Origin of the sequence: Polaribacter reichenbachii (assembly GCF_001975665.1) — a bacterium.
Taxonomy (GTDB): domain Bacteria; phylum Bacteroidota; class Bacteroidia; order Flavobacteriales; family Flavobacteriaceae; genus Polaribacter; species Polaribacter reichenbachii.
Genome location: NZ_CP019419.1, coordinates 3,623,987 through 3,645,065, shown reverse-complemented (window position 1 = coordinate 3,645,065; position 21,079 = coordinate 3,623,987). Strand labels below are relative to the sequence as shown.

The following is a 21,079-nucleotide window of genomic DNA, read 5'->3' as shown; positions in this document are numbered from 1 at the left end:
CTTTTTCTTAATTTATAGATTTAATTTCTCCTTTTTCTAGTGTAATAATTTGATTGCATTTTGTTCTCCAGCTCTTTTTGCTACTCACCACAATTAGCGACCAAGTTTTTTTTACATCAGTTAAATAATCAATAATTCGTACAGTTTCTTCTAGATTAAATTGATCTAAAGGATCTTCTAAAATCATTATTTTAGGTTGCTTTATAATGGCTCTTGCTAAAATTATTTTTTTAGCAATAGTATAAGACATCTGTTTACCTTCTGGATACAAAATGGTATCTAAACCATTAGGTTGTTCTTTTAAAAATTGCGATAAACCAACAACTTGTAAAACTTCAAAAATTTGGCTGTCTTTTACTTTATCATTACCAAAAATTAGGTTTTCTCTTATGGTACCTTCAAAAGGATTTTCTTCAGAAAGAGATAAGCCTAATTGAGATCTATAATGATTTCTATGTAAGCTACTTAAGGATAAGTTGTTCACGTAAATATTACCCGAAGTTGGTTCTATAATTCCTGAAATTAAACGTAATAAACTCGATTTACCTGCACCACTTTCTCCCATTACTAAAATTCTACTTTCAGGTTTTAGGGTTAATGAAAGGTTTTTAATTATCGATTTTTCGCGATCATCTACATCATAAAAAATTTCATCCAATTCTAAGATTAATCCTTTTTTAAAGATTGGTTTTTCTCCAATTTGAGATTCTAATTCTTTATCTACAACTTGGCCTATTTTTTCTATAGATGTTAATACATCATAAAAAGATTCTAAACCAATAATTAATTTTTCTACAGAGCCAATTACTAAAAGAATAATAATTTCTGCAGCTACAAATTGCCCAATGTTCATTTCTTGACTTAGCACTAACGCTCCACCAATTAGTAATAAACTTGCAGTTACAATTACCTTAAAACCAATCATTTGACTGAATTGTAAGAGTAGAACTTTAAAATGATTTTCTCTAGCTTCTAAATATTTATTTACTAAATCATCATTTTTAGTCATTGCTAAATTGGTGTTACCAGAAAGTTTAAAACTTACTACGGTTCTTGCAACTTCTTGAATCCAATGTGCTACTTTATATTTAATTTTAGACTCTAATAAGCTGGTTTCTAGACCCCTTTGAGCTGTGAATTTAAAAACAATAAATATTAAAAACAGCAAAAGAATACCAAAAATGATAAAAAAAGGATGATAGAATGATAACAGTATCAACGCAAAAATAATTTGTAGAATAGCAGTAGGTACATCAATTAAAATTTTTGATAAACCTTTTTGAATGGTAATCGTATCAAAAAAACGGTTTGCCAATTCTGGTGGATAATAATTGTGCAACTCATGCATTTTTATTTTAGGAAATCGATAGCTCAATTCAAAAGAAGCTCTTGTAAAAATTCTTTGCTGAATGGTTTCTATAATTCTTAATTGCATTAATTGTAAAGCACCAGAAAAAAGTACACCAATTGTAACCACTACTACTAAAACTACCCAAGAAGTAGAAACTTGTGCGCCTTGTATTAAGTTGATAATTGCTTGTATACCAAGAGGTAAGGTTAGTGCTACAAATCCGCCAAAAATAGCATAATAAAAGATCTGAAAAATATCTCTTTTCTCTAATCTCAACAATCCAATAAAACGTTGCCAAGGAGTTAGTTGTTTGTTTTCCATTGAATTAATTTAAAGTTTGATGTATAAGATTTATAAAAAATTTTGTTGGTGTTTTTCCTTTTTTACTATTAGTAATAGAAGGGAAATGTTCGTTTAAAAAATGTTGATGTAAACCACCTTCAAGTATTGTGCTCGCTAAACTTAATGGATATTTATAATCTGGACTTACATCTACAATCATTGCTTTTAATCTAGTAATTAATCGTTTATAGACTTCAAAATAACCTTCTTTATTATCTTTATCTACTTCTTTGGTTAAAAAAGATTTAGAACTTTCATTCACAATTATTTTATATAATAATGTTTCATTTATGTGCGAAAAATTACTGTCTTCTTTTACTGTTTTTGTTACTATGAAAATGGCTTTTTCTAGTTTTTCTTTTTTATCAGAAATACTAAATGTTTCTAAAACTAATTGATACTCTAACCAAGCCCAGTACCAAGAAGATAAATAGAGTAATAATTTATGTTTGCTCTCAAAATACCTATAAATAGAACTTTCGTTCGACTTGATTTTAATACCTAATTTTTTAAAAGTAAAACTTTCAAAACCAATATCATTAATTAAAATGATGCTATTTTCTATAATTCTTTTTCCTAATTCTGACGTTTCAGGGTCTTTTATAAAAATTTTATTAGGCACAGATATTTTTAAAACTGATAATAAATCTTTCATACTTGGTAATTTAAAATGCAAATATAATAGTAATACTATTAATAATGAGATTTTTTGTATATTTAATGTTTTATTAACATTTTGAGGGTTAGAGAAATAATTTAATATTGCTTTCAATTTTGAAAACCTTTTTTTTTATAATACCTTTGTAAAACTGAGAAATTTCTTAAAATTACCTACTTAGCTATATTGTCTTTATAAATTTAGGTTTAAGACAATTTTCAAAAGCTTATATTCTTAGAAAAAAGAAAATTTCTCAAACGAGTATAGGTTAAATCATATTAAAAATATTTATATAGTTAATGGCAAAATCGCAACAGACATTTAGTAAAAGTGAAAAAGAAAAAAAACGCTTAAAGAAGAGAGCAGATAAGCGTAAAAAAATGGAAGCAAGAAAAGCAAATAAAGAAGAAAATGGAACTTCTGGAATTCAGTTTGCTTATGTAGATCATAATGGAAATTTAACAGATACTCCACCAGATCCAGAATTAAAAGTAGAATACGAGTTAGAAGATATTCAGATATCTGTAACTAAAAAAGAAGATTTACCAGAAGAAGATCCTGTAAGAAAAGGTAAAGTAAATTTCTTTGATACTTCTAAAGGATTTGGTTTTATTATAGATTCTGATAATGGTGAAAAATATTTTACTCACGTTAGTGGTTTAATAGATCAAATTGCAGAAAACGATAAAGTTTCTTTTGAACTTGAAAAAGGAATGCGTGGTATGAATGCTGTAAAAGTGAAGAAAATATAACTTTATTTAACAACAAATAATTAAAAGCCTTTTGTAATTAAAAGGCTTTTTTTTATGCCCTTTATTTAGAAAAATTTAAAGTTTGTTATTGATGAAAAACACTATCAATACCTATATTAAAATAGCAGATTATAAATACATAAAAATTTAAGAATTATAAAGGTTGCTAAGATTGTAATACTTAACTTAGGTATAACAATGAAACTCTAAAGTCATTTATATTAAAAAATATTACTACTTAGAACATTTGTTTTTCAAATAGACCATTTTACTACTAGTTTCAAAATTACATTTGTTTAATATTGTTAAGGATTAATTTTAGAACTCAAATTTCAAAGGATAAGTAATAAATCTATCCAATAAAATTTGTGCTAATATTTTGTCCAAAATTACACACATAGTCAAACCAAATAGAATTAACTAAAAAGTAAAACAATGAAATTAACAAAATGTATGTTTTTAATTTTGGCTTTATTGCTGAGTCAGATTGCAACTGCACAAATAACTGGTAAAGTTATTGAAAATGATGAAAATTATCCACTAGAATACGCTACAGTTACGCTGTATAATTCAGCTACAAAAACATTAGTAAATGGTGTTGTAACCAATTTTGATGGTATTTTTTCTATTGATAATATAAAACCAGGTAATTATTATATAGAAGCTTCATTTATTGGTTATCAATTAAAAACAATAGCATCAATCAACATCAATAAAAAAGGAGAAAAGAAAGATTTAGGAGTTATAAAATTGATTTTAGGTACTAGTAACCAATTAAATGAAGTAGTTATCAACTCAGAAAAACAAACAGTTTTACATAAGATTGATAGACAGGTTTTTGATACTAAAAAGTTTCAAAATACGGTTGGTGGTAATGCTGTAGATGTGGTTAAAAACTTACCTTCTGTTACTATTGATGGTTTAGGTGATATTAGTGTAAGAGGTAGTAAAGGTTTTACAGTTTTAATTAATGGGAAGCCAACCCAAGGTGATGCCAGTGCTATTTTAGCACAATTGCCAGCAAATGCATTAGAAGCAGTAGAATTAATTACTGCTCCTTCTGCAAAATACGATCCAGAAGGTAAAGGTGGAATTTTAAATATTATCACTAAAAAAGGTGCAATTAACGGAACTTTTGCACAAGTAAATGTAAAAGGCGGTTTGCCTTCTATAGAAGATTACGATACAAAAGTGGCAGCAAAAAGATACGGAATTGATGTAACTGTAAATAACAGAACAGACAAATGGAATGTTTCTGTTGGTGCTAGTTATCAAAGAAATGATAAAGCTGGAAGAAGAGAAGGAGATATGTTTATTGTAAATGCTGCCCAAAATAAAACTACTTTTTTGCCTTCGGATGGTGAGCGTAGTTTTGATGAAGTAACGTACAATGGTCGTTTTAATGTAGATTATACACCAAATAAATCTGATGCTTTTTCTTTAGGATTTTTTGCAGGCAAACGAACTAAAGAGCGTTTGGCAGATATTGTGTATTACGATAATCATTCAATATCGCCAATTGGCGGATCTACAAGAGATTATACTTTTGCCTATTACAATCATAATTTAAGAATAAGAAAAGGAGATTTTGCTTTAGGAAGTTTCGATTATTCGCATCAGTTTGATAATGATTCTAAACTTTCTACATCATTTTTATATGAATACACTTTTTTAGGAGGTCCGACTGAGAATGATAATTTAGGTCATCCTGATAATAATATTGTTTATCAAAGAGAATACAATACCAATGATAATCCTTTATATGGTGCTCGTTTTAATTTAGATTACAAATGGAAACCTTTTGCTTTTGGTACTTTAGAAACCGGTTATCAATATAGAGATTTAGATCATACAGGTAAATTTGTGTATGAAAGAGATGGAGTTTTAGTACCTGAATTTTCTAGTGATGTTAGCTTAAAAAGAAAAATCCATTCTGGTTATGCTCAGGTTTCTGGTGATAAAAGTAAATGGAATTATGCAGCAGGTGTTCGTGTAGAATCTATGGATAGAGAGTATAAAGAAGCTTTACAGAGTGAATCTACAGAAAATGTATATAATTATGATTTTGTAAAATTATTTCCTTCTGCTTCTTTACAATATAAAATTAATGATAAAACCAATATTAAAACCGCTTATAGCAAAAGAGTAGAAAGAACAACTACTTTTAAAATGAATAGTTTTGCAGAACGCGAGCATTCTGAGGTTTTTGAACAAGGTGATAATACTTTATTACCAGAATTTATAGATTTAGTAGAATTAGGAATCACTAAAAAATTAAAAGGAGGAAATTCAGTGTATGCAACTGCCTATTTTAGAAATGTAACCAATGTTATAAATCGTGTAAATACGTTGGCTTATCAAGCAAATGGACAAGTTTTAGATAGTATTATAAACAGAGTATATTCTAATGTTGGTAAAAGTAATTCTTTAGGTTTAGAGGTTGGTGCAACTTTAAAACCAACTGAGAGTTGGTCTAATTTTATTGGTGTAAATGTGTATAATTATGCTATTGATGGTGTTTTAAATTTTAAACACAGAGATGGAGTTGAAAGAAGTTATGATATCGATTCTAAATCAACAATTTATGCTATCAATTTAAATTCAACTTACAATTTTGGGGATAATGCATCTTTGCAATTCACCTTTAATTATTTATCCGATAGAAATACAGCAATGGGTGAAGATTCTCGTTTTTACTCGCCAAATTTAACTTTCCGTAAAAAGTTTATGGACGATAGATTAACAACTACACTTCAATGGCAAAATATAGATATGGGTTTGCTAAATACAAACGAACAACGAATTACAACCTCTAGAGCCAATCAATTTTATACAACTACAAATTATGTATATGAAGTAGATATGGTTACTTTAAACTTGTCTTATAGTTTTAATGCAGCTAAAAATAAATCGAAATTTATTGATAGCGAGTTTGGAAAACGAGAGTTTTAAAATAATAATTTAAAAAAGTAAAAAGACCTTTCTATAGTAAAATAGAAAGGTCTTTTTTATATGTTCTTTAATCTAGTTTTTATTGATTATAAAACTCCATACTTTCAATAATTAAGGCTTCAGGAACTTTACAGTCAATTTTAAAATCTTCAAAATCGTTTAATAAAACAAAATTTACTTGTCCGTTAACGTTTTTCTTATCGTGTTTTAGTAAATCTAAGATTGATGAAAAATCTTCTTTTAGTAAAGTGGTTTTATCATAAATAGATACTACAACGTCTTTAACATCAGTAACTTTTTCTTCAGGAAAACCTAATAATTTAGCAGACATATAACATTCGCAAACCATTCCAATTGCAATGGCTTCTCCATGCGTTAAGTTTTCTTTGTCTTCAGATTCTAAGTAAAAAGATTCTATGGCGTGGCCTAATGTATGTCCAAAATTTAAAATTTTACGTAAATTTTTCTCTCTAGGATCTTGTAAAACTACTTCGTTTTTAATTTCTACAGATCTAAAAATTAAATCGCTAATATTTAAGTCTTTGTTATCTTTTATTTCATTAAATAAATTGATGTCGTAAGTTACACCATATTTAATAATTTCTGCGGTTCCAGATTTAATTTCTCTAGGCGCTACAGTTTCTAAATACGCATTATCAACAATAACCATTTCTGGGTTTGCAAATAATCCTATTTGATTTTTTAAAACACCTAAATCTACACCTGTTTTACCACCCACAGAAGCATCAACCATAGATAATAAGGTTGTTGGTATGTTTACAAAATCGATTCCACGTTTAAAACACGAAGCTACAAAACCACCTAAATCTGTAATAACACCACCACCTAAAGTAATTAGTAAACTTTTTCTATCTCCACCTAATTCTGTAATTGCATTCCAAACTCCAATACAAGTTTCAAGATTTTTATTGATTTCTCCAGACTCAATTTCTATCAATTCAATCTTTTTATCTGTAGATAAATTCGGTATAAACTTCGGATAACAATGCTCAAGAGTATTTTCATCAACCAAAATAAAGATTGTAGAATAATTATTTTCTTCGATTAAATTAGAAAGTGCTTTATAGCTTTCTTCCTGAAAATGAACAGGATAAGAAACTGCTTGTATCGTTTGCATTGGTGTATTTATTAAGTATGCAAATTAAAAATAAATAATTGAATTATTTGCACTCTTCAACTATCTTTGTTTTCAGTAAAATTCAAATTATGAAACTTTTTGACAACACAGAAGTTGCTTTCGCTTTAAAATCTGATTCCCAATTAGAACGTGCCTATTTTTTGTTCAAAATGATACAAAGTCAGCCAATGGTTAGAATTGGGAGTGCAGTCACAAATTTTGCATTAAAAGCTCATTTACCTATAGAAGGTTTAATTCGTTCTACGGTATTCGATCATTTTTGTGGTGGAGTTACAGAAGATGATTGTTTGCCAATTATTGATAATATGTATGATAATGGAAACGTGCACAGTGTGTTAGATTATTCTGTAGAAGGTAAAGATGAAGAGGTTAGTTTTGATGGTGCTTTGCAAAAAATACTAAGAATCATTAATTTCTGTGAAGAAAAGAAATCGATTCCTTATGCCGTTTTTAAGCCTTCTGGTTTTGGTAGATTTGGCTTATATCAAAAAATATCTGAAGGTATAGATTTAACATCCGAAGAAAAAGAAGAATGGAACAGAATAGAAGATCGTTTTCATAAAGTTTGTAAAGTTGCTGTACAAAAAGATGTTCCGTTGTTAATTGATGCCGAAGAAAGTTGGATGCAAAAAGCTGCAGACGATTTAATTGAAGGTTTAATGGAAACGTATAATAAAGAAAAAGCCATAGTCTTTAATACGCTACAGATGTACAGACACGATAGAATGGAATATTTAGAGGCTTTACATCAAAAAGCAAAAGAAAAAGATTTTTATATTGGTATTAAGGTAGTTAGAGGTGCTTATATGGAAAAAGAGCGTGAAAGAGCTGAAGAAAAAGGCTATCCTTCACCAATTTGTAAAGATAAAAATGCGACTGACATCAATTATGATGCGGCTATTCGATATATGATGGAACATCCTAAAATGGCATTATTTGCAGGTACACATAATGAAGAGAGTTCTTATTTATTAATGGAATTGGCAAAAAAATATGATATAAAACCAGATGATAATCGTCTATGGTTTGGGCAGCTGTTTGGTATGAGCGATCATATCAGTTATAATTTAGCAAATCAAGGTTATAATGTTGCAAAATATTTACCTTTTGGACCTGTTAGAGATGTAATGCCTTATTTAATTAGAAGAGCAGAAGAAAATACTTCTGTTGCTGGGCAAACAAGTAGAGAATTAAATCTGTTAAAAATAGAACGTAAACGTAGGAAAATATAAATTCTTATTTATGTATCTTACTAAATTTAAAAATAGTAATAGCTAAAATAGTAGATAATTTATTTAAAATTTTGGTATGTTTCTCTTCAAAAAAGGTACATTAAATTAATAAAATCCTAGGATTTAGATTAGAAAGTAAGGTTTATTGCTTGATTATTTTTACAGTTTCATCTAATTTACTGTTCACTAATTTTAAAAAATATATTCCAGAACTAAAATTAGAAAAGTCTAATTCATTCTTTTTATCTGTTAAAGTTTTAGAAAATACTTTTTTGCCATTAATATTCGAAACTGTGAGCTTGGTTTTACTTATTAATGTATCTGAAAAATCAATATTTATATTATTACTAGTTATTGTAGGATATATATTATAGTTCTTATTTTTAAAAGAAATAGACTCACTACTTAAGGTTATATTTAATTTATTTAAAGCAAATTGTTGACTTGAATCGTTTTCATCACAATTTTGTAGAACAATACTTGCGCCATCCAAAGAAGAATTATTTTCTACACTCATACACTTGCTGGTATTTCTGTTTTTAAAAAGATAATGTCCATCTACAGCATCAATTCTTGAAAACATTTCTGACCAATATGTTGCATCAAAAGTAAATTGTATAACATTGTCTCCAGAAGCTCTTAAAGCTTTACCAGATCCTTTGTTTACTATAAAGTAATATCCGTTTATGTTTGAAACTTCAAATTGTTGTGAAATGTTTGTATTATTAGAAGTTTTTTGTATGATATTGGTATCATTTAAATCACTAGCTCCATCAACAGCTATACTCATTCCACTATTTTTGTTTACTAATTCATAATATACAGGATCACAAGCATCACCAAAACTTTCATTATTTACATTTAAACAAATATCAGAAGCGCCATTCCAGATATCTATATTTTTATTAGAATTAGTTACGGTACCACTTAAAACACGAACACCTTTAGCTGTTGTAGCGGTACTTATACCAGATTCTGAACAGTCATCAATATCGACTTCATCTACGGTAACATTTTCACTTCCTGTTAGTGTATACATTCCTCTACCACAGTGTTTGGCGTTTAGATATTTTAAATGGGTTGTACCATTGTCATTAGCTTGTCTAAAACCAGCATAACTACTTCCATAATCGCAATCTGTTGCATAAATAGCATTAATATTACAGTTTTCAGATGTATTTAAAAGAACACCACACCCAACTTCAGCAGATACATAAACAGTATCAATTTCTACATTTTTAACCAATAAAGTTTCAATTGAATGCCCTTTAGATTTTATATTAATATTACCATTAATTGTTAAATTACTAGCATATTTTAGTATACTTGGATTGCCTTTAATCTTTGTGCCTGCTATTCGAATACCATTACCTCTAGTGGTGTTACTTGTAATATTGGTTAATGTCATATTTTTGCACTCGTTAGTATACCAAATTACATAACGTGGTGTACCTGTAACGTTTAGGTTTTTTACAGTTATATTAGTTTTATCACTAGCTTTTACGGGTACAACTAATAATGGTTCACCTGTACAGTTCATTGTATTTCCATGAAAATCAATTGTTTGGTTACTTTGTATTAAACATCCTTTAATAGCGCTATTTCCAGGTCCGGAATCTCCAGAACTTCTAACATTAATGGTTCCAGCACCCATATTTAAACAAGCACCGTTAACAGCATCTATCATATTTATTCCTGTATATTTCGTAATACCATCTACTGTAGTTGTCCAAGTATCACCTACCTTAGTAACTTCTCCAACAGATTGTGCATTTGTTAAGAAATAACTTAAACATATAGATATGTTTAATAGCAACTTAAATAAGTTATTCATAAAATTTTATTTATACTCTAAAATTAACAATATTTAAGAACTTAACTTACCTGTGCTAACCTGTGAGAAATACAAAAAAAAGTAATAAAGTGTTTGTTTATTATTTTAAATAAAAACTTGTTATAAATATGAATGGAATGCTTTTATAATCTAGATGCTAAATAGTAAAATTTATTATTCATTATTTATTGTCTAATTATATCTTTGCTATATTCTATTTGATTAATTTTATAAAGAAGAATTTATGTTTCCTACTTTTTTAAAGTATAAAATTCAACAGAATAATTGGCAAAATTTATTAAAATAAAACTCTTAATTAAAAGATTACAAAAAATATTTTTGCAATACAAAGTTTGTTATCTTTTCTAATTATACCATAATTAGATATTTAATTTAAAAATAATAATGCAAACCATAGATGAAATAAAGTTTTTACTGAAAAGAAATAAATTACGTTTGCATCGAGAATTATTGCAGAGCAAAGAAGCAATGCAATTAATAAGAAAATCTACACACTCAAATTTAACAGAAGAAGAAAAAGAAAAAATTAAAATTCAGTTGTTAGATATTTGTAAAGCAATTCCTGCTTTAGCTGTTTTCTTACTGCCTGGTGGCGCTTTATTATTACCGCTTTTAATCAAATTAATACCAGATATTTTACCATCAGCATTTCAAGATGATTTACCTGGTGATAAAAATAAAAAATCGACTTTATAAAATATATCATAATAATATAATATATTTGAATTATTAAACTTTAGGAGTAGCTAGGTAACTAGTTTGAGAAATATCCTTAGAACCTGATTTGGTTAATACCAACGTAGGAAAAAGTCATTCTTAAATGCGTGCTTGTACATTTTGTGGTACAATTATGTATTTATTTTTCTTCTAAAGTTTACTTTAAAATCAAGTACGATGTATATAAAAGTAAACAACAAAAGACAAGAAATTTCCAACAAAACAACATTACAAAAACTGGTTGATGATTTAAAAATTACCACCAATGGCATTGCTATTGCTATAAATAACAGTGTTGTTAAAAGAATAGATTGGTCTTCTAAAATTCTTCAAGAAGAAGATGTTGTTTTAATTATTAAATCTACCCAAGGTGGATAAATCTACAAGTAATTAAATATTCGAAAATGTCAGTTCGAGTGATTTTAAGGTACGAAAAATTGTATCGAGAGCTTTTTGAAACCGCAAAATTCACAAGAGCTGAATAAGATTAAAATAATGCACAATAGTTTAAATAGTAAACAAAACAACACCTTTTAAAATATAATATGAAGAATAAAGACACCGCTCCAAAAAAAGGACAAGTAACAAGAAATCCATTTCCGAATTCGAAAAAAATCTATGTACAAGGAAAATTGCATCCACAAATAAAAGTGGCAATGCGTGAAATTTCTTTGAGTGATACCACAGATTCGATGACCAAAAAGAAAACACCAAACGAACCTGTAACTGTTTATGATACTTCTGGGCCTTACACAGATCCTAATAAAGAAATCAACGTTCATAATGGAATAGAAAGAATTAGAGAACAATGGATTCTAGATAGAAATGATGTAGAGCAATTAGACGGATTTTCATCTAAATATTGTAATGAGCGTTTAAACGATACAAGTTTAGATCATATGCGTTTTGGACATTTAAAAAAGCCAATGCGTGCCAAAAAAGGTCAGAATGTAACGCAATTACATTATGCTAAAAAAGGAATCATTACTCCTGAAATGGAATACATCGCAATTCGTGAAAATCAACGAATTGATGAAATGACCGAAATTAGAAAACAACACAAAGGCGAACATTTTGGCGCATCAATTCCTGAGAAAATTACACCAGAATTTGTAAGAAGCGAAGTAGCCAGAGGTCGTGCTGTAATTCCATCAAACATCAATCATCCAGAAGCAGAACCGATGATTTTAGGTAGAAATTTCTTGGTAAAAATAAATGCAAATATTGGTAATTCTGCCACAACTTCATCCATAGAAGAAGAAGTAGAAAAAGCAGTTTGGGCTTGTAGATGGGGAGCAGATAATATTATGGATTTATCAACAGGACAAAATATTCACGAAACTCGTGAGTGGATTGTACGTAATTCACCAGTTCCTGTGGGTACAGTGCCAATTTACCAAGCTTTAGAAAAAGTAAACGGAGTTGCAGAAGATTTAACTTGGGAAATTTTTAAAGACACTTTAATTGAGCAAGCAGAACAAGGAGTTGATTATTTTACCATTCACGCAGGTGTTTTGTTGCGTTATGTGCCAATGACTGCAAAACGAGTTACAGGAATTGTTTCTAGAGGAGGCTCTATTATGGCAAAATGGTGTTTGGCACATCATAAAGAAAGTTTTTTATACACGCATTTCGAAGAAATTTGCGAGATTTTAAAACAATATGATGTTGCTTTTTCTTTAGGTGATGGTTTACGTCCAGGTTCTGTGGCAGATGCCAATGACGAAGCTCAGTTTGCTGAATTAGAAACGTTGGGCGAGTTAACTCAGATTGCTCGTAAACACGAAGTACAATGTTTTATAGAAGGGCCAGGTCACGTGCCAATGCATATGATTAAAGAAAATATGGAAAAGCAAATCGAGGTTTGCGACGAAGCTCCTTTTTATACTTTAGGCCCTTTAACCACTGATATTGCTCCTGGTTACGATCATATAACATCTGGTATTGGAGCTGCAATGATTGGTTGGTTTGGTTGTGCAATGTTGTGTTATGTAACACCAAAAGAACATTTAGGTTTGCCCAATAAAGAAGATGTAAGAGTAGGAGTTGTTACTTATAAATTGGCAGCGCACGCTGCAGATTTGGCAAAAGGTCATCCAGGAGCTCAGCACAGAGACAATGCATTAAGTATGGCGCGTTTTGAATTTCGTTGGGAAGATCAATTTAATTTAGGACTCGATCCAGAACGAGCTAGAGAATATCACGATGAAACGTTACCAGCTGCAGGAGCAAAAATTGCGCATTTCTGTTCTATGTGCGGGCCAAAATTTTGTTCAATGAAAATATCACAAGAGGTTCGTGATTTTGCTGCAGAAAATGATATTGTAGATAATGAAGTGATTGCAAAAGGTTTCGAAGAGAAATCGAAAGAATTTAAAGAAAAAGGATCAGAAGTGTATTTGTAAAATAATTAGGAAGTTCCCACGCTTTAGAAAAAAAAGCGTGGTCGGGCTTTACGTTATATCTTTTGCTGGTTCTCGATACAAATTTATTCCGTTTCACTACATAAATTCACTCGAACTGACAGCAAAAGGATGCCACTTCAATCCCTAACTCAAAAACCAAGTAACGTCATAAAAAAAACAGTAAGACAAGATAATTTCAATCTTTTAATATCAAAAAGCTACTAAAATTATGATAATTCTAATCGCTCCAGAAAAAGACACTCCAAATGAAATTGAAATATTACATCAATTATTTAAAGAAGGTTTACAATTTTATCATTTTAGAAAACCAGATAAAAATTACGATGAACACGTTGCGTATTTAAATCAAATAGACAAACAATATCACAATAGAATTGTAGTACATTTTTATCACGAATTAATCAATGATTTCAATTTAAAAGGCATTCATTTTCAGGAACAAAAAAGAATAGATTCTTTAGAAAAAGGAATTGGATATTTTAATGGCTTAAAAATGAATGGTAAAACAATGAGCAGTTCTTTTCACGAACCAGAAGAATTAGCGGCTTGTAATTTAACATTCGATTATCATTTATTAAGCCCTGTTTTTTCTTCTATTTCTAAAAAAGGATATGAAGGTAGAGGTTTTAATGTAAATCATATCAATAAAATAATTGTTGGTATGGGAGGAATTAATTCAGAAACCATCGAAGAAACCATAAAACTAGGTTTTAAAGGAATTGGCGTTTTAGGTGGCGTTTGGAATGTAGAAAATCCTGTAGAGAGTTTTAAAAGCATAAAACATTTTTATGAGATGTTTACAGATAGTTAATGTTTTCGTTTGTCAGTTCGAGCGCAGTCGAGAACTCTGTATTTTAAAAACTTTCAATTAAAAACAAAAGAAAGAAACCCAAAAACGAATAACGATTGTCAGTTCGAGTGTTTTTATGAAGTGATAACGAAATAAAAAAGTATCGAGAATAATTTAATTCCATCTAAAAGTATATTTAAAAATTTGAATCAAAAAAAATACATATTAACCATTGCAGGTTTAGATCCGTCAAGTGGAGCAGGAATTACATCAGATATTAAAACATTTGAAGCACATAATATATATGGATTATCGGTTTGTACAGCAGTTACAGTGCAAAATGATATTGAATTTAAAAACTGTATTTGGATAGAGAAACAAGTTATTTTAAATCAAATTGAATTGCTTTTAGAACGATTTTCGATTTCGGTTGTAAAAATAGGAATCATTCAATCTTGGGAAGTTTTGTTAGAAGTTGTATTGCTGTTAAAAAGTTATAATTCAGAACTAAAAATAGTGTTAGATCCCATTTTAAAAGCAAGTGCAGGATTTGATTTTCATAGAAAACAAGATTTAGTAATTTTTGAAAAAGTATTACAAAACTGTCATTTTATCACACCAAATTACAACGAAATCAAAGATTTATTTCCTGATAAATCTATAGAAGAAACTATTGAATTTATATTAAAAAAAACAAATATTTATCTAAAAGGAGGTCATAGAAAAGATAAAATTGGTTGGGATGAAGTGTATTATAGTAAAATCGTAAAACTGAATATTCCACCAATAACCAAAAAACCAATTTTCGAAAAACACGGAAGTGGTTGTGTTTTATCATCAGCTTTAGCTGCAAATTTATCAAAAGATATTCCTTTAGAAGACGCTTGTAAAAACGCAAAATTATATACAGAACAATTCTTAAGTTCTAACAAAACCTTATTAGGAACACATAATTATCAAAATTAATGATTAGTAAATTACACTATATCACTCAAGGAAAAACTCCAGAAGAGCATTTATTAAATTTAGAAAAAGCGTGTATTGCTGGTGCCAATTGGGTGCAATTACGATTAAAAAATATGGATGTTGATGTTGTTTTAGAAACTGCCAAAAAAGCAAGAGCAATAACATCAAAGTATCAAACAAAATTAATCATAAATGATTATTATAAAATAGCAAAAGCAGTAAATGCAGACGGAGTTCATTTGGGCAAAAAAGATGAATGTCCGTTAATAGCGCGTGATTTTTTAGGAAATTCTTTTATAATTGGAGGAACCGCAAATACAGTAAAAGACTGTACTGTTTTGCTTAATAAAAAAGTAGATTACATTGGTTTAGGACCTTATCAATTTACCAAAACAAAAGAAAATTTAAGTCCCATTTTAGGAGTTGCTGGTTATCAGAAAATAATAAATGAATTACAAACTAAAACACCAATTATTGCTATTGGCGGAATTAGATTAGAAGATGTTACAGCAATTATAAATATTGGTATTTACGGAATTGCAGTTTCTGGAGAAATCACGAAAGACGTTACTAATGTTTCCAAATTTCAAGAAATATTAAATTGAGAAATCAATGTCTTCTCGAGTGCAGTCGAGAGGTTCTTAATTTAACTAAATTATTAAAAGGTCTCGACTGCGCTCGACCAGACAATCTAATATATTTATAATGAATCAAAAATTAAAAATAGCAGATAAAGAATTTAGCTCACGTTTATTTACAGGAACAGGAAAATTTAGTTCTTCTGAATTGATGAGAACATCTTTATTAGCATCCAAAAGTGAATTGATAACAGTAGCTTTAAAAAGAGTAGACGTAAAAGACAAAGAAGACGATATTCTATCGCATTTGAATCAATCTCATATCAATTTATTGCCAAATACATCAGGAGTTAGAACCGCAAAAGAAGCTGTTTTTGCAGCAGAATTGTCTAGAGAAGCTTTAGAAACCAATTGGGTGAAATTAGAGATTCATCCAGATCCAAGATATTTATTGCCAGATCCTATAGAGACTTTAAAAGCAGCAGAAGAATTGGTAAAGTTGGGTTTTGTGGTAATGCCATATATTCACGCAGATCCTGTTTTGTGTAAACGATTAGAAGAAGTTGGTGTACAATGTGTAATGCCTTTGGGAGCACCAATAGGAAGCAATAAAGGATTAAAAACGCTTGATTTTTTAGACATTATTATAGAACAATCTAATGTGCCAGTTATTGTAGATGCAGGTATTGGTGCTCCTTCTCACGCAGCTCACGCTATGGAAATTGGTGCAGATGCAGTGTTGGTAAATACGGCAATTGCGGTTTCTCAAAATCCGATTGCGATGGCAAAAGCTTTTAAAATGGCTGTTGAAGCTGGTAGAATGGCTTTCGAAGCAAAATTAGCGCCAATTAAAGAACAAGCAGAAGCTAGTAGTCCGTTAACGAGTTTTTTAAGTTAAAGTATGAGTCATTTTAAAGCACTTTTTGATACTTATAATTGGGATTTTACTTTACAAAGTATTTTTAATAAAACAGCAGTTGAAGTAAAACAAGCTTTAGTAAAAGATAAGTTGGATTTAGAAGATTTTAAAGCTTTAATTTCTCCTGCAGCCAAACCTTTTTTAGAAGAAATGGCATATAAAAGTCAGGTTTTAACTAAAAAAAGATTCGGAAATACGATGCAAATGTATGCACCTATGTATTTGAGTAACGAATGCCAAAACATTTGTACTTATTGTGGTTTTAGTTTGACGAATAAAATTCCGAGAAGAACGTTAACAGATACAGAAATTTTAGAGGAAGTCGCATTTTTAAAGAACAAAGGTTACGATCATATTTTATTGGTAACAGGAGAAGCGAATCAAAAAGTGGGTGTAGATTATATCAATAATGCGATTCGATTAATCCGTTCTCATTTTGCTAATATTACCATAGAAGTGCAACCTTTAGATCAAAATGAATATGAATTGTTAGTAGAAAATGGTTTGTATGCGGTTTTGGTATATCAAGAAACGTATCATAGAGATGAATATAAAAAACATCATCCTAAAGGGAAAAAATCGAATTTTGATTATCGTTTAGACACTCCAGATAGATTAGGAAAAGCAGGAGTACATAAAATTGGTTTAGGCGCTTTATTCGGATTGGAAGATTGGAGAGCTGATAGTTTTTTTACAGCTTTACATTTAAAATATTTGCAAAAAACATATTGGAAAACAAAGTATTCTATTTCTTTTCCGAGGTTACGTCCACATTCTGGTGGATTAGATCCAAAAGTAGAAATGACAGATGCAGATTTGGTTCAGCTAATTTGTGCTTTTCGTTTGCTGGATGAAGATGTAGAATTATCAATGTCTACCAGAGAAAGTGAAATTTTTAGAAATAATATTGTTAATTTGGGCATTACATCAATCAGTGCAGAATCTAAAACAAATCCTGGAGGTTATTCAGTTGAACCACAATCTTTAGAACAATTTGAAATTTCTGATGAACGAAGTACAGAAAAAGTAGTAGAAATGTTAAAAACTAGAGGTTTAGAAGTTGTGTGGAAAGATTGGGAGCACTTTAGTAATTAAGATTTTAAAATAATTATTATGATTTATATCACGCAGTTAATTTATATAAATGAGGGTGAAGAAGCTATCTTTAATGAATTTGAAGCTGTTGCTATACCTATTATTCTTAAGTATAATGGCAGATTAACTTTGCGCATTAGACCAAATTCAAAAACTATCATTGAAGCAAATATTAAGCAACCTTATGAAATTCATTTGGTAGAATTTGATAGTGAAGCAGATTTTGAAAATTTCAAAAAAGATGAAGAAAGAAAACAATTTTTGCATTTAAAAGAAAAATCAATTCAATCTTCTATTTTAATTAAAGGAGAAAAGTTATAGCTAAATAAAAATGTTAACATCCGAAGAAAAAAAACAGTACAATCGTCACCTTATTTTAGATAAAATAGGAGAAAAAGGACAATTAAAATTGAAACAAGCAAAAGTTTTAGTGATTGGTGCTGGAGGTTTAGGTTGCCCAGTTTTACAATATTTAACTGCTGCTGGAGTAGGAACAATCGGAATTATAGATGATGATGTTGTGGATCAAAGTAATTTGCAACGTCAAATTTTATATACGATTGATGATATTGGAGTTTCTAAAGCATTAACAGCTTCAAAACGATTATCAAAATTAAATCCTTTTGTAAAATTTGATGTGTATCAAGAGCAATTAACACGAGAAAATGCGGTTTCTTTATTTGAAAAATATGATATTATCGTAGATGGTAGTGATAATTTTTCTACTCGTTATTTAACCAATGATGCATCAATTATTACCAAAAAACCTCTAGTTTACGGAGCTATTTTTAAGTTTGAAGGTCAAGTGAGTGTGTTTAATTTTAATGGAAGTGGAAGTTATAGATGTTTGTATCCAACCCCGCCAAAACCAAATGAATCACCAAATTGTTCTGAAATTGGTGTTTTAGGTGTTTTACCCGGAATTATTGGAAGTTTTCAAGCCAATGAAGTCATTAAAATGATATGTGAAATAGGAGAGGTGTTAACAAACAAGGTGCTTATTTATGATACGTTAACAATGCGTCAGCTAACATTAAAATTTGAGAAATCAGAAAAAGAAAGCATTACTAAATTAGAAGAAGATTATGATTTTTTCTGCGGAATTAAATCAGTAAAAAACGAAATTACTATAGATGAGGTTGAAAAAAATATAGAGTTATATAATTTGTTAGATGTGCGTGAAGAATATGAACACGAAGATTTTAATATTGGCGGGCAAAACATACCGTTAAGCGAATTAGATGATAGATTTGATGAGGTTGATATTCAAAAACCAATTGTTGTGTATTGTGCTTCTGGTCTCAGAAGTAAAAAAGCAATTGATATCTTGAAGGAAAATAATAAAAATATAATTTTAATAAATTTAAAAAACGGTTGTTTTTAACTTTTAGCGTTAGTATTTGCTACTATTTATGGTGTTTAAAAAAATAACAATCTAAAATTAATATGTAGAATTGCAATAAATTACATTTAATCAACTACTTTTGCACGAAATTTAAGAATTCATAAATGCAATCCATCAGAAACATCGCAATCATTGCACACGTTGATCACGGAAAAACAACGTTAGTAGATAAAATTATAGATCAAGCAAAAATCTTAGACGACAGAAAAGAGCGTACAGATTTATTGTTAGATAATAACGATTTAGAAAGAGAAAGAGGAATTACTATTCTTTCTAAAAACGTTTCTGTAAACTACAAAAACACTAAAATTAACGTAATTGATACACCTGGTCACGCCGATTTTGGAGGTGAAGTAGAACGTGTATTAAAAATGGCTGATGGTGTTTTATTATTAGTTGATGCTTTCGAAGGGCCAATGCCACAAACTCGTTTTGTATTAGGTAAAGCCTTAGAATTAGGATTAACACCAATTGTGGTTGTAAATAAAGTTGATAAAGAAAACTGTACTCCAGATTTAGTTCACGAAAAAGTTTTTGATTTAATGTTTGCTTTAGAAGCTACAGAAGAGCAATTAGACTTTACAACAATCTATGGTTCTGCAAAGAACAACTGGATGTCTACAGACTGGAAAAACGAAACTACTGATATTGTACCTTTATTAGATGCAGTTTTAGAATCGATTCCAGAAACAAAATACAATGAGGGTACACCTCAAATGCAAATTACTTCTTTAGATTTTTCTGCTTTTACAGGTAGAATTGCAATCGGTCGTATTTTTAGAGGAGACTTAGTAGCTGGTAAAGACTATATGTTATGTAAAGCTGATGGTTCTACTAAAAAAGTTAGAATTAAAGAATTACACGTTTTTGAAGGAATGGGTAAAGTACAAGTAGATAAAGTTCCTTGTGGAGATATTTGTGCAATTACAGGTGTAGAAGATTTTGAAATTGGTGATACAATTGCAGATTTAGAAAACCCAGAAGCATTGCCAAGAACTGAAATTGATAAGCCAACAATGAGTATGTTGTTTACAATTAACAACTCACCATTTTTTGGTAAAGAAGGTAAGTTTGTAACATCTCGTCATTTACGTGACAGATTGTTCAAAGAAATGGAAAAAAACCTTGCATTAAGAGTAGATACTACAGATTCTGAAGATAAATTTAACGTTTTCGGACGTGGAGTTTTACACTTATCAGTATTAATCGAAACTATGCGTAGAGAAGGATATGAGTTACAAGTAGGTAGACCACAAGTTATTTTAAAAGAAATTGACGGAGTAAAATGTGAGCCTTACGAAACTTTATCTATCGATGTTCCAGAAGATGTTGCTTCTAAAGCCATTAACTTAGTATCTCTTAGAAAAGGAGATTTATTAATTATGGAGCCAAAAGGAGATTTACAACACTTAGAGTTTACAATTCCTTCTAGAGGTTTAATCGGTTTACGTAATAAAATTTTAACTGCAACAGCTGGTCAAGCAATTATTAACCACCGTTTTTCTGAATATGGACCTTTTAAAGGAGAGTTTTCTGAGGATATTAAAGGTGCAATTGTTTCTTCTGCAGCAGGTAAAGCAACAGCTTATGCTATTGATAGATTACAAGATAGAGGTCGTTTCTTTATAGATCCTAATCAAGATATATATATTGGTCAAGTTGTTGGTGAAAACTCAAAGTCTGATGATATGGGTGTAAACTTAATCAAAGGAAAGAAATTAACAAACGTTCGTTCTTCTGGTACAGATGATAGTGTAAAAATTGCCCCAAAAATTGATTTTTCTTTAGAAGAATGTATGGAGTATATTAAAGCTGATGAGTATTTAGAAGTTACTCCAGAAAGCCTACGTATGCGTAAAATTAATTTTAGACCATAAGAATA

The 21,079-nt window shown here is 29.6% G+C and carries 18 protein-coding genes and 1 riboswitch; of the genes, 14 read left to right on the top strand and 4 right to left on the bottom strand.

Going from position 1 to position 21,079, the window contains the following annotated elements; all coding sequences use genetic code 11:
* Positions 1-7 precede the first annotated feature (7 nt).
* Both BW723_RS15530 and BW723_RS15525 read right to left on the bottom strand, forming a co-directional pair.
* Positions 8-1,672: a peptidase domain-containing ABC transporter gene (locus BW723_RS15530; RefSeq protein WP_068358028.1), complete on the bottom strand. Its 1,665-nt coding sequence runs from the start codon at positions 1,670-1,672 to the stop codon at positions 8-10.
* A 4-nt stretch (positions 1,673-1,676) separates the two neighbouring features.
* On the bottom strand, positions 1,677-2,348 hold the full coding sequence (locus tag BW723_RS15525) for a TetR/AcrR family transcriptional regulator (RefSeq protein ID WP_068358030.1): 672 nt from the start codon (positions 2,346-2,348) through the stop codon (positions 1,677-1,679).
* A 302-nt stretch (positions 2,349-2,650) separates the two neighbouring features.
* On the opposite strand from BW723_RS15525, the gene BW723_RS15520 reads away from it, so the two are divergent.
* Both BW723_RS15520 and BW723_RS15515 read left to right on the top strand, forming a co-directional pair.
* On the top strand, positions 2,651-3,103 hold the full coding sequence (locus BW723_RS15520) for a cold-shock protein (protein WP_068358033.1): 453 nt from the start codon (positions 2,651-2,653) through the stop codon (positions 3,101-3,103).
* A gap of 435 nt (positions 3,104-3,538) precedes the next feature.
* Positions 3,539-6,055 (top strand): outer membrane beta-barrel protein, encoded by a 2,517-nt coding sequence (locus tag BW723_RS15515; RefSeq protein ID WP_068358036.1) that lies wholly within the window; start codon positions 3,539-3,541, stop codon positions 6,053-6,055.
* Between the two features lie 79 nt (positions 6,056-6,134).
* Here BW723_RS15515 and aroB read toward each other — a convergent pair whose 3' ends face one another.
* Positions 6,135-7,193, bottom strand: coding sequence for a 3-dehydroquinate synthase (gene aroB, locus BW723_RS15510; protein ID WP_068358040.1), 1,059 nt, complete (start codon positions 7,191-7,193; stop codon positions 6,135-6,137).
* An 89-nt stretch (positions 7,194-7,282) separates the two neighbouring features.
* On the opposite strand from aroB, the gene BW723_RS15505 reads away from it, so the two are divergent.
* Entirely contained in the window at positions 7,283-8,446 is a 1,164-nt protein-coding gene (locus tag BW723_RS15505) for a proline dehydrogenase family protein (RefSeq protein WP_068358043.1), read from the top strand.
* 142 nt (positions 8,447-8,588) lie between these two features.
* Here BW723_RS15505 and BW723_RS15500 read toward each other — a convergent pair whose 3' ends face one another.
* On the bottom strand, positions 8,589-10,280 hold the full coding sequence (locus BW723_RS15500; RefSeq protein WP_068358046.1) for a T9SS type A sorting domain-containing protein: 1,692 nt from the start codon (positions 10,278-10,280) through the stop codon (positions 8,589-8,591).
* A gap of 405 nt (positions 10,281-10,685) precedes the next feature.
* On the opposite strand from BW723_RS15500, the gene BW723_RS15495 reads away from it, so the two are divergent.
* The 11 genes from BW723_RS15495 (at position 10,686) to typA (ending at position 21,074) form a co-directional block, all read left to right on the top strand.
* Positions 10,686-10,997 (top strand): LETM1 domain-containing protein, encoded by a 312-nt coding sequence (locus BW723_RS15495; RefSeq protein WP_068358048.1) that lies wholly within the window; start codon positions 10,686-10,688, stop codon positions 10,995-10,997.
* Positions 10,998-11,029: 32 nt separating this feature from the next.
* Positions 11,030-11,124, top strand: a riboswitch (TPP riboswitch).
* Between the two features lie 71 nt (positions 11,125-11,195).
* Positions 11,196-11,396: a sulfur carrier protein ThiS gene (thiS, locus tag BW723_RS15490; RefSeq protein ID WP_068358051.1), complete on the top strand. Its 201-nt coding sequence runs from the start codon at positions 11,196-11,198 to the stop codon at positions 11,394-11,396.
* 167 nt (positions 11,397-11,563) lie between these two features.
* Positions 11,564-13,423: a phosphomethylpyrimidine synthase ThiC gene (gene thiC / locus BW723_RS15485; protein ID WP_068358054.1), complete on the top strand. Its 1,860-nt coding sequence runs from the start codon at positions 11,564-11,566 to the stop codon at positions 13,421-13,423.
* 229 nt (positions 13,424-13,652) lie between these two features.
* Positions 13,653-14,255, top strand: coding sequence for a thiamine phosphate synthase (locus tag BW723_RS15480; protein WP_068358057.1), 603 nt, complete (start codon positions 13,653-13,655; stop codon positions 14,253-14,255).
* Between the two features lie 183 nt (positions 14,256-14,438).
* Positions 14,439-15,200: a hydroxymethylpyrimidine/phosphomethylpyrimidine kinase gene (locus BW723_RS15475; RefSeq protein ID WP_068358059.1), complete on the top strand. Its 762-nt coding sequence runs from the start codon at positions 14,439-14,441 to the stop codon at positions 15,198-15,200.
* Positions 15,200-15,805: a thiamine phosphate synthase gene (gene thiE, locus BW723_RS15470; protein WP_068358062.1), complete on the top strand. Its 606-nt coding sequence runs from the start codon at positions 15,200-15,202 to the stop codon at positions 15,803-15,805. Before BW723_RS15475 ends, thiE begins: the two co-directional genes overlap by 1 nt.
* A gap of 100 nt (positions 15,806-15,905) precedes the next feature.
* Entirely contained in the window at positions 15,906-16,676 is a 771-nt protein-coding gene (locus BW723_RS15465) for a thiazole synthase (RefSeq protein ID WP_068358065.1), read from the top strand.
* Positions 16,677-16,679: 3 nt separating this feature from the next.
* The gene (gene thiH, locus BW723_RS15460) at positions 16,680-17,792 is read left to right on the top strand and encodes a 2-iminoacetate synthase ThiH (RefSeq protein WP_068358068.1); all 1,113 of its coding nucleotides are present in this window, start codon (positions 16,680-16,682) and stop codon (positions 17,790-17,792) included.
* 18 nt (positions 17,793-17,810) lie between these two features.
* Positions 17,811-18,113 (top strand): DUF1330 domain-containing protein, encoded by a 303-nt coding sequence (locus BW723_RS15455; protein WP_068358071.1) that lies wholly within the window; start codon positions 17,811-17,813, stop codon positions 18,111-18,113.
* Positions 18,114-18,123: 10 nt separating this feature from the next.
* The gene (gene moeB / locus BW723_RS15450; protein WP_068358074.1) at positions 18,124-19,176 is read left to right on the top strand and encodes a molybdopterin-synthase adenylyltransferase MoeB; all 1,053 of its coding nucleotides are present in this window, start codon (positions 18,124-18,126) and stop codon (positions 19,174-19,176) included.
* A gap of 125 nt (positions 19,177-19,301) precedes the next feature.
* The gene (gene typA, locus BW723_RS15445; protein ID WP_068358077.1) at positions 19,302-21,074 is read left to right on the top strand and encodes a translational GTPase TypA; all 1,773 of its coding nucleotides are present in this window, start codon (positions 19,302-19,304) and stop codon (positions 21,072-21,074) included.
* Positions 21,075-21,079 lie beyond the last annotated feature (5 nt).

Excerpts from the sequence above, each read along its gene's own strand:
- BW723_RS15515 (WP_068358036.1), top strand. The coding sequence starts at position 3,539 with ATGAAATTAACAAAATGTATGTTTTTAATTTTGGCTTTATTGCTGAGT.
- thiS (WP_068358051.1), top strand. The coding sequence starts at position 11,196 with ATGTATATAAAAGTAAACAACAAAAGACAAGAAATTTCCAACAAAACA.
- BW723_RS15500 (WP_068358046.1), bottom strand. The coding sequence starts at position 10,280 with ATGAATAACTTATTTAAGTTGCTATTAAACATATCTATATGTTTAAGT.
- BW723_RS15530 (WP_068358028.1), bottom strand. The coding sequence starts at position 1,672 with ATGGAAAACAAACAACTAACTCCTTGGCAACGTTTTATTGGATTGTTG.
- BW723_RS15455 (WP_068358071.1), top strand. The coding sequence starts at position 17,811 with ATGATTTATATCACGCAGTTAATTTATATAAATGAGGGTGAAGAAGCT.
- typA (WP_068358077.1), top strand. The coding sequence starts at position 19,302 with ATGCAATCCATCAGAAACATCGCAATCATTGCACACGTTGATCACGGA.
- BW723_RS15525 (WP_068358030.1), bottom strand. The coding sequence starts at position 2,348 with ATGAAAGATTTATTATCAGTTTTAAAAATATCTGTGCCTAATAAAATT.
- thiC (WP_068358054.1), top strand. The coding sequence starts at position 11,564 with ATGAAGAATAAAGACACCGCTCCAAAAAAAGGACAAGTAACAAGAAAT.
- moeB (WP_068358074.1), top strand. The coding sequence starts at position 18,124 with ATGTTAACATCCGAAGAAAAAAAACAGTACAATCGTCACCTTATTTTA.
- thiE (WP_068358062.1), top strand. The coding sequence starts at position 15,200 with ATGATTAGTAAATTACACTATATCACTCAAGGAAAAACTCCAGAAGAG.
- aroB (WP_068358040.1), bottom strand. The coding sequence starts at position 7,193 with ATGCAAACGATACAAGCAGTTTCTTATCCTGTTCATTTTCAGGAAGAA.
- thiH (WP_068358068.1), top strand. The coding sequence starts at position 16,680 with ATGAGTCATTTTAAAGCACTTTTTGATACTTATAATTGGGATTTTACT.
- BW723_RS15520 (WP_068358033.1), top strand. The coding sequence starts at position 2,651 with ATGGCAAAATCGCAACAGACATTTAGTAAAAGTGAAAAAGAAAAAAAA.
- BW723_RS15495 (WP_068358048.1), top strand. The coding sequence starts at position 10,686 with ATGCAAACCATAGATGAAATAAAGTTTTTACTGAAAAGAAATAAATTA.
- BW723_RS15480 (WP_068358057.1), top strand. The coding sequence starts at position 13,653 with ATGATAATTCTAATCGCTCCAGAAAAAGACACTCCAAATGAAATTGAA.
- BW723_RS15505 (WP_068358043.1), top strand. The coding sequence starts at position 7,283 with ATGAAACTTTTTGACAACACAGAAGTTGCTTTCGCTTTAAAATCTGAT.
- BW723_RS15465 (WP_068358065.1), top strand. The coding sequence starts at position 15,906 with ATGAATCAAAAATTAAAAATAGCAGATAAAGAATTTAGCTCACGTTTA.